The following is an 8,839-nucleotide window of genomic DNA, read 5'->3' as shown; positions in this document are numbered from 1 at the left end:
TAACGGCTGTTGACCGGGAATTTAGGCTGCCCTACGAGTCGTTCCCCACTACTGGTACTAATCCAACGTGCCTGATCATCCAGTTCATTGAGAATTGTTTGAACCTGTGACCCTAAATCTCGCTTCGCTGTGTGAGAGGGGTTCTGTTGTTTCCCCGATGTGAGCGCCTGATAGTCCCGTTGCAGTGCTGACCATTGCGATCGAATTTTCCAGCCGTAATGTCGTGGTAAATTGGAATCGTCATAGGTCAGACTGTATTTTTTCCCGTTTCGGTTCATATAGAGAGGTCGATTGGTTTTCAGTTCGTAGTACCGCGCGAGTTGACCATCGGGTAAATGTGATTTTTTAAGATATGCGAGTGCTGTTGGAATCGGCTTCAGGTATTTTCGGTCCCCACTGAAACGATAAATTTTCATCAATGTTTGAATCACATCCTGAGACTCTCCGCAGGTAACTGCCGGTGGTTCAAATTTGCGGGCCCAAATTGGCTGCATCTCATAATTGTACTGTTGTGCCCAGGCGGGTTGAGGAGCGGGAAGTTGGGCAGCGATTAAAAAGTCTCCCAGTTTTAATACGGCCTGACGATATCGTTCCTCCTGATAAATTTGATAGGCTTCTATCAATACAGTGGATACATGACCGGCCAAGCCATCGTTCAGGGTATAACATTCCCAGTAATTCTTGATGCGGCCTTCCGTACGCCAGTCATAATCAGGAAAGCTTGCTGCTTTGCCGGGATATTTTTCAACCGGACCTGTCCACACTTGAGGAAAAGCACCTACCGGATATTGTGCTTTCAACAATGCGTTCAAAGCAACGATAGCGGCATTATGGATCTTTTGATTTTGAAACTGATGGGCCTGATCAACGTGGATCAACAACTGAATTGCTGACTGGGTAATTCCATCATCGAGAGTGGAATTATTTTTCCCCTTTCCTTTTCCGTTGCGGTATGCAGCAGTGAGTTTACTCTTTGGGTTAAACTCGACCGAATTGGTCCAGCCTCCGGATTTCAACTGCCCATATATCAGAGCTAACGCGGCATCAGTCGCGGCGTCAAGATAAAATTGATCTCCCGTTGCCTGATAAGCTTTTAAATAGGCCATCCCTACCGTAGGCGTTCCCGGAGGTTGCACCCAGATCTGATCTGGTCCTGTTTTGCCTTCGCCCCAACGATGTTGCTTATCGAGACTATAGTAATAAACGTAACCTCCCCTGACGGCAAGTTGATCGCGGTAATAGTCACTTGCATTCCGCATGGCGCGAATTACCTTCGTTTTCGAAACCGATTCCGCAGCAAGCAAAGAATTCTCTGTGAATCCGACGATCAATGTCAGTGCAAAACAAAATAAGATCTGAAAACAATTTTTTCTCTTTTGCATCACTGGCTCCATTTAGGACAGACAAGTTTATTACAAAATTTTCGCTTAGTTAGAAACGGGAATCCATTGAACGGCATCGATAATTACATAACCATCCGCGTTTGCATTGGTCACTTTTACTACCGCGGTTTGATCTGGCGAAAATTCATATTCTCCCAGAGAAATAAATACGCCGTCCAGCGGAGGTATCTTCTTCTGATTGATTGTCTGTTCTGCTTCCCCTGATGCGTGAATTAATTTGATTTTGACTTTGGAACTACGATTGGAATGTGGGGTATAGGCGAAGCGTACTTCATAACGTCCCGCTTTCGGTATCTTCGTTTCAAAACGGGCGGCTGCTTTCCCATCACGTAAGTTCGATTCATGACTATAGCTGGTTCCGATGAACTTTTTGGATGACCTGCTGGTTTCCCAAGCTCCTGTGAGTCTGGCTTGTGAATCGTCAATCACAATACCTTTCAGTTTTGCAGGATCAACGCCGTTACGTCCGTATTTCGCTTCGGGTGGTGTTTCCAGTATCTGCCCTTCCTTCAAGAGTTTTTCGCTGAGCATCGAATAAGGGACATCCTGCACGTCCAGGTTCTGCTCCAAAGCAATGCCCGCTGCAGTTGCCGCTGAATGTCCCAGAATCATGAAAACCGGTTCCATACGGATGGAACCAAAGGCAATATGCGAACTCGAAACACAAACGGGAACCAACAGGTTGCCACACTCCCCTTTTTTGGGAACCAGACTCCCATATGCAATTTTATAAGGACCATGTGTGGAAACGCCGATATCTCCTTCATTCTGTACAAAACCTTCTGGAGTCACATATCGCTGCACATTATGGGAATCCATCGTATAGGATCCCATACCAACCGAATCAGGCGTTGGACGTTTTTTGAGCAACTCATGCTCCGTCATCACAAATTGTCCCACCATCCGCCGGGCTTCGCGAATATAGAGTTGATGAGGCCAGTTTCCATTGTCTTTGAACTCATCTCTGGCAAGTCCCCATTGACGCATCTTTTGTTGCACTTCTTGCGGTACGCGTGGATCATTGGCTATAAAATACAACCAGCCTTTTTGATAAGTTTCGTGTTCTTTAATGATTTCTTTTCTGCGATCATAAGAGGCTTCGGGATAATCGTAATTATATCCGATGTTATCGGTGCTCATCGGACCGTGATTATTTGTATCCGTTTTATAATTGGGAATCGGATCGAACTTGGCAAAGGTTTCTCTCCAGCCTGCCTGATAAATTCGAAGTAATAATTCATATCGATCTGCGTCATATCCAGCTGGTTTGGCGAATGGAACCCGGTTTGCCTCGTGATTGGTCAGGCACATGCGGAAACAATAGGCCTGAATTTTGCCATCGCCGGAGCCGTACTTCCCGGGATTGGCACCACTGATGCGCGGCAGTAAACCGCTGGACGTGTCTCCGGGCATACGATAAGCGCTGATCGTTTCTTTGACTGCTTTGGGACCAAAGTGATGTTTGTGGTGCAAAATACCGGTCTGAACTCCGTTCCATTCTTCACCATAAACGTTTTTTCCTTCACGACCAACATGATAACTCACGCCTGCCGTTGCCATCAGATCGCCTTCATAGGTCGCATCGATAAACATGCGACCGGCAAATGTTTTGCCGCTGAGTGTGGTAATGGAAGTGATATATTTGCCGGACATTTTCACGCCCTGCTTTCGATCCAGCCATTCATTTCGAAATAGAGGAATCTGGTATTCACGAACAAAATCTTCGAAGACCTGCTCTGCAACGTGCGGCTCAAAGATCCACATCGTTCGCTGTTTCCCGTCGATAGCAGGAGTGCCTTGCCCTTTGTCCCCGTACTCGTTCTGTTTCTGCCACGTCCAGGCATCCTTTTTCTGATAATGCTTCCAGACGCGATGATAAAAGTCTCGCGTTAAACCACCAATGACGGCTTTATTGCCTGTATCAGTCCAACCGAGACCACCACTTGATAAACCTCCCAGGTGTTGATCGGGACTGACAATCACGACGGTCTTTCCTAAGCGTTTGGCTTGAACGGCAGCGGTCACTGCTGCAGATGTTCCTCCATAAACAACGACATCATATTTTTCTGCATAAACGATTTGTACTGACACCGATAAAGACAGACAAAAAGTGATCAACTGACGCATCGATCTCATAAGTACAATTTCTCCAGGATGACAATAATTTGATGGTGACTCAATTAAAGGGTTCAATAATTTGATCATTCATTCTACAGAAGTCCGAGACCAAGCACAAAGCTCGAAACCATTCAGTTTGCGATGATCTTGATTAACGCTTTGTATTCACTAATTTTATGGAATCATCTCACGCTCATTGATTTCAGATCAGGAGAGGTTGTGTTGCTGAAACATACATCAAATGGTTTAATAACGATCTGTTGATTAAGAAACCCGTAGATTTATCGAACACGCCGCTATCAATTAAAAACGGACCTAGTGTGACAGAAGAAGTAACCGCCTATCATGAAGCAGGCCATGTATTGATGGCGGTTTACGTCGGTGCCCGCGTGCATTCGGTCACAGTGGATCCTGACTGGGATGATGGTCCGGAGCGATATGGCGATGCACAGATTTCCTGGCCGGAGGGAGTGTTCGATGAAAAAACATTTCTCGAAAAAACGATTCTCGTTTCTTTAGCCGGCCCTGTCGCTGAGATGATTCATACAGGAGACCCATTTCACCCTGCAATGGTTGGTGAGTGGTCTGGCGACTGGCAACAAGCGTTGAGAGCAGCGTCCCTGCTGATCAAACAACGACAGGCCAGACTGCAATACCTGGAGCAAAAAACACTGGCTCTTTATCAAATGTTCCGTAAAGACACATTCTGGTCTGCCATCGGGGATCTGGTGGATCAGCTTCTGGCACATGAGACACTCGAAGAAGAAATGATCAACGATATTATCTCAAACTGGATTTGATTCGCGTGAAATATACCATTCCTGACAACGATGATAACTTGCAATAAGACTTGCAAATTATGTGTTTCGATCTCTGATCTCCCCGTGTCTTATTACCCTAGTGGCGAGATTCAATGGCACGTAGCATCCTCTTCAAGTTCAAAGATTGTTCAGAGAATCGAAACGACTTCTTTATTGCCTCGATTGTGAATCATAACCCTAATTCGGTAGTGATTTACCTCCTGTCATGACGTTGTCGAAATTTATGGAGGGGTATTCTGTTACCTTTGACGGCAAGTTTCGAATGATTAATGTAATTCAACTATTCGTTACAGTAGTTTGTGGTCAACGAGTATTTAAATCCGATTATGTCATCTTTTCCATCATTCAACATATACATACCATACTACACAATTACTCACACCTGTATCCCATTAGTGCAAATACGTTTATTGCACTGAGCGTTTATACTTTGCGCTAACCACGTCTCATAAATCTTTGGCTAGAAGATCGATGTCCGCTTTTATTTCAAGGCGATAGTAATTGTAGTGGCCTGAGGAATTCAAAACGAGAATTGATTATATGTCTTTAAATGATCGCGTACCAACTCAAGATACACAACCAGTTTTAATCTGGACTTCAAACCCGCATCAGAAAGCCGACTTCTTTAACTCTGCCTGGTTCGACTTTACAAACAGTCAATTGCAGCAGAACATGAATGATGGTTGGCTTCAATTCATACATCCTGATGACATTGACCTGTTTCAGAATACGTATCAAACAGCATATCAGACTGAGAATGCTTTTGAGTTCGAAATTCGATTAAAACGGCACGATGGTCTTTATCGATGGTTTTTGTGCGAAGCCGTTCCTCGCACGGATTCATCGGGAGTTTTTTGCGGTTATATTGCCACAAACACAGAAATCCCGAATCAGAGAGAAGACGAAGACACATCACTAATTCAAGAACATATTGAGCCTGTCTTTAATTATATCAATGAAGGCATCTGGGATTGGATGGACTTGAAATCTAACGAACAATGGTGGTCCCCCCAATTTTATAAACTGATTGGTTATGAAAATCAGGAAATTGCCCCCAGCTTAGAGACATTCAAACAGTTGTTACATCCTGACGACAATGAGCGTACCTTTCAGGCCTTGAATCTTACTCTTGCAGATGGCACGCCTTTCGATATTGAATACCGCTTAAGGACAAAAGGAGGAGAATATCGCTGGTTCAAGGGATATGCGAAAGTCGTTCGGAATCCAAATGGACTTGCCACGCGAATGACCAGTTTGATTTCTGATATCCATGCTCGCGTTAAGGAAGATCAGGAACTGAATGAATCCCGGAATCAGGCAGAAAAGATCAAACATGCGTTTCTGAGTATGATGAGCCATGAAACTCGCACGCCGCTCAATTCCATTCTTGGATTTGCGAATCTACTGATCGAATCCTGTGACGACCCCAGAATCAGAGACGCCGCTGAGACGATCCACACCAATGGCGAATCTCTTCTCAATACAATCAATGCCTTTATCGATCTTTCCAAGATCGAAGCCAGCCAGGAAGACTCACTGCACTTTTTGGAACTGGCCGAATGCAGTCCCTATTCTGTTTTTGAAGAGGTTCATTCTTTACTGAATCAAAAAGCAAAATTTCAAAACGTGCAATTCCACATCGAGTGCATCAATGAATTACCTGAAACGATCGTATCAGATCCGGATCGGTTAAAGCAAATTTTGATGAATATTGTCGGACTGATTATTAACTTGACAGAAGAAGGAAGCGTCACGCTGGAGATCGAAAGTATTCCTGATAAAAAGGGATCGCATCACTTCAGTTTCACAGTGACTAACACACAAAACAGCCTTAGATCAGACGAATGGGAACAATTATTTTCTTCCTATGATCAGACTGTTCTCACCTTTCCCCAATTCGGTGAGAACACAGGACTGGGCCTCACATTCAGCAAGTACCTGATTGAGTTGCTGGGAGGTTGCATCAGCGAAGTCTCTCATGATCAAGATGAATCGACTGTGAAATTTTCCATAGTCACTGGAATTTTCGACCAGATCACTACAAAACCTGTTTTGAAATCCACGAAACTTTCTCAAAATAAAACTCGCAATTCAACTCTCGATAACACAAAACAGAACTGCCGAATTCTGCTTGTCGAAGACAGTATCGACACTCAAAATTTGATTAAGTTCCTGCTGACAAAAGCAGGAGCAGATATTTCCATTGTCGAAAATGGACAAAAAGCAATCAATGAATTTCAAGAATATCAGATGCAAGGAAATTCACTGGATGACCAGTATGACCTGATCTTAATGGATATTCAGATGCCCGAACTTGATGGTTATGATACGACTCGTAAGTTGCGTTCCATGGGATATACCAATCCAATCATAGCACATACTGCACATGAAATTGCGAATGACCGTCAAAAGTGTCTTGATGTTGGCTGCAATGAATATCTCAAAAAACCAATCAAGAGCAATGAATGGATCACCGTCATCAATTCAAATCTCAAAACGCATTCTAAAAAGACTTCTGGTCCGAAGTTCCCACTGATCAATAAATTGAATTCTGGGAATTTGACAACTACCGATCATTAGATTACCGCGAGAAAAATCTACTCTGTCTGCCAACTCAGAATCAAAGTTACTTCCTTCAACTTCTCACTCCGTTTTCTTTCTGTTAAGATGGAATTTCAACCGTTCATGGTGAAATCGGATCTAACAGGAGCGCGGAAAGAGTGAGTCAGATACCAAATCCCAGCCAACTGCCCGGCCCTTTTCTGATTCCTGCAGCCTGGAAGGGCAATGAGCTATTCCAGCGCGAAGACTGGATGATCAAATTAAATGCAGACCATCTCCATGATCTACAGGGAGCATTACACGTCATCTTTTCTGAAAACCTGTCTTTTGATCAAATTACGAAAGAACGATTTCCACTTCCGAGGCTGGGCCCCGTTTTACATCAGATACAAGATCGACTGGAATATGGCTCTGGAGCATGTCAGTTAAAACGTCTTCCCGTCGATAACTATTCTGCAGCAGAACGAGAGAGTTTGTTTTATCTGATTTCGATTCATCTGGGGACTCCTGTCTCGCAAAGTGCCAAGGGAGAAAAAATCTTTCACGTTAGAGACGAAGGGTATCAGGTCGGCCAGGCTCAGGCACGTGGACCAAATACTCGCAAAAGACTCAGCTTTCATACTGATCGTTGTGATGTGATCGGGTTTCTGTGTATTCAACAGGCTGTTTCTGGCGGGGACAATCAACTGGTCAGTTCCGTTTCGCTCTTTAATGAAATGCGTGAACGCTGGCCTGATCTTACAAAGGTGCTGTTGCAGCCTTTTTATTATTTAAGGCATAATGTAGATAGAGGGAATCAAAAGCCCTATTGTCAGCAACCCATCTTTTCGGTGCAGGAAGGGCATTTTGCAGGCAGTTTCTTGCGAGTACTCATTGAACGTGCTTACGCTGCTCCCGATCTGCCAGAGATGACACAAGCCCAGCGAGACGCGATGAACCAACTGGAAGCTCTGGCAGAGTCTCCGGAAATGAGTGTCCGATTTCGTCAGGAACCGGGAGATCTACTGTTTCTCAATAACTGGGTTACGTTTCATCGACGCGATGATTTCCAAGATGCGGATGAACCTAATTTAAAACGGCACCTGTTACGTGCCTGGTTATCTGTTCCCAACAGTCGCCCTCTGGATCCAATGTTTGCAGACAACTATGGCAAGACGGCTGCCGGTTCAATACGTGGAGGAATGCAACCAACCCATTAAAACGAATCGACTCCAAGACCACATGATTGCGGGCTTTACCTCAGACATGTATCTGTTGAAATCAACCTTTGTAATAAAGTAGATTTCCGCTAAAATTTGAGATTCATCCATCATACCAGCATTTAATTCAGATCCAGGATTCCAGGATTCCATGATCCGAGATTCTCAACCACACAAAAAAAACTCCGAAGAAGCCGAGCCTAAAGGTTTGACGATTGAGAGAATCGCATTCGACGAAATCCATCCTGCGTTTCTCGATACACTGGATGACACTTCGGTTCCCACAGTAACCGGTGTTAAGAAATTCCTTTATCTCTTTCTGGCTGCCCTGTTCTTTGTTCTGGGAGCCCTCGGTGTCGCACTGCCCGTGCTGCCAACAACTCCGTTTCTGTTGTTAACAAGTTATTTTCTAATCAGAACCTCACCTCGATTAAATCGCGCATTATTGCGATCTCCGATTTTAGGAGAAGTCTTAAAAGACTGGCAACAGGATGGTGGTGTTCGGCTGAGTGTCAAAATCCAGGCCATCTCGATCGTCATCGTTATCATTCTGGCAACCTTAATTTTCACACCGCTTTCTATGACATTCAAAGTTGTCCTGGTAGTGCTTGCCAGTATTGGAATTCTGGTTATCGTACGCCTGCCTCGCCTTAACTGAAGCTGGCAGACCCAGTGAAATCTCTTTATCCCGCATTTCCCAGATGACTTCCCTCGCTTTGGCACGTAATTTGCGCCA

Annotated in this window: 6 protein-coding genes; 4 read left to right on the top strand and 2 right to left on the bottom strand. The window is 44.5% G+C overall.

What is annotated here, in order from left to right:
* Both Q0668_RS25430 and Q0668_RS25425 read right to left on the bottom strand, forming a co-directional pair.
* A partial coding sequence (locus Q0668_RS25430) for a pectate lyase (protein ID WP_298869372.1) occupies window positions 1–1,382 on the bottom strand: 1,382 nt, incomplete at its 3' end.
* A gap of 45 nt (window positions 1,383–1,427) precedes the next feature.
* Window positions 1,428–3,539: an FAD-dependent oxidoreductase gene (locus tag Q0668_RS25425; RefSeq protein WP_298869371.1), complete on the bottom strand. Its 2,112-nt coding sequence runs from the start codon at window positions 3,537–3,539 to the stop codon at window positions 1,428–1,430.
* Between the two features lie 302 nt (window positions 3,540–3,841).
* On the opposite strand from Q0668_RS25425, the gene Q0668_RS25420 reads away from it, so the two are divergent.
* The 4 genes from Q0668_RS25420 to Q0668_RS25405 all read left to right on the top strand — a co-directional run bounded on the left by Q0668_RS25420 (window position 3,842) and on the right by Q0668_RS25405 (window position 8,761).
* The gene (locus tag Q0668_RS25420; protein ID WP_298869370.1) at window positions 3,842–4,321 is read left to right on the top strand and encodes a hypothetical protein; all 480 of its coding nucleotides are present in this window, start codon (window positions 3,842–3,844) and stop codon (window positions 4,319–4,321) included.
* 561 nt (window positions 4,322–4,882) lie between these two features.
* A complete protein-coding gene (locus tag Q0668_RS25415; RefSeq protein WP_298869369.1) occupies window positions 4,883–6,922 on the top strand; it encodes a PAS domain-containing protein in 2,040 nt (679 codons plus the stop codon).
* Between the two features lie 140 nt (window positions 6,923–7,062).
* Window positions 7,063–8,103: a TauD/TfdA family dioxygenase gene (locus Q0668_RS25410; RefSeq protein ID WP_298869368.1), complete on the top strand. Its 1,041-nt coding sequence runs from the start codon at window positions 7,063–7,065 to the stop codon at window positions 8,101–8,103.
* Window positions 8,104–8,254: 151 nt separating this feature from the next.
* Window positions 8,255–8,761: a YbaN family protein gene (locus Q0668_RS25405; RefSeq protein WP_298869367.1), complete on the top strand. Its 507-nt coding sequence runs from the start codon at window positions 8,255–8,257 to the stop codon at window positions 8,759–8,761.
* The last annotated feature ends 78 nt before the right edge of the window (window positions 8,762–8,839 follow it).

Source organism: uncultured Gimesia sp. (assembly GCF_937910335.1).
Lineage (GTDB): Bacteria > Planctomycetota > Planctomycetia > Planctomycetales > Planctomycetaceae > Gimesia.
Note: the sequence above shows the minus strand (reverse complement) of the source record. Positions and strands in the feature narration are given on the sequence as shown.

What these genes read in the sequence shown, in the direction of transcription:
- Q0668_RS25425 (WP_298869371.1), bottom strand. Translation starts at nt 3,539, where the DNA reads ATGAGATCGATGCGTCAGTTGATCACTTTTTGTCTGTCTTTATCGGTG.
- Q0668_RS25415 (WP_298869369.1), top strand. Translation starts at nt 4,883, where the DNA reads ATGTCTTTAAATGATCGCGTACCAACTCAAGATACACAACCAGTTTTA.
- Q0668_RS25405 (WP_298869367.1), top strand. Translation starts at nt 8,255, where the DNA reads ATGATCCGAGATTCTCAACCACACAAAAAAAACTCCGAAGAAGCCGAG.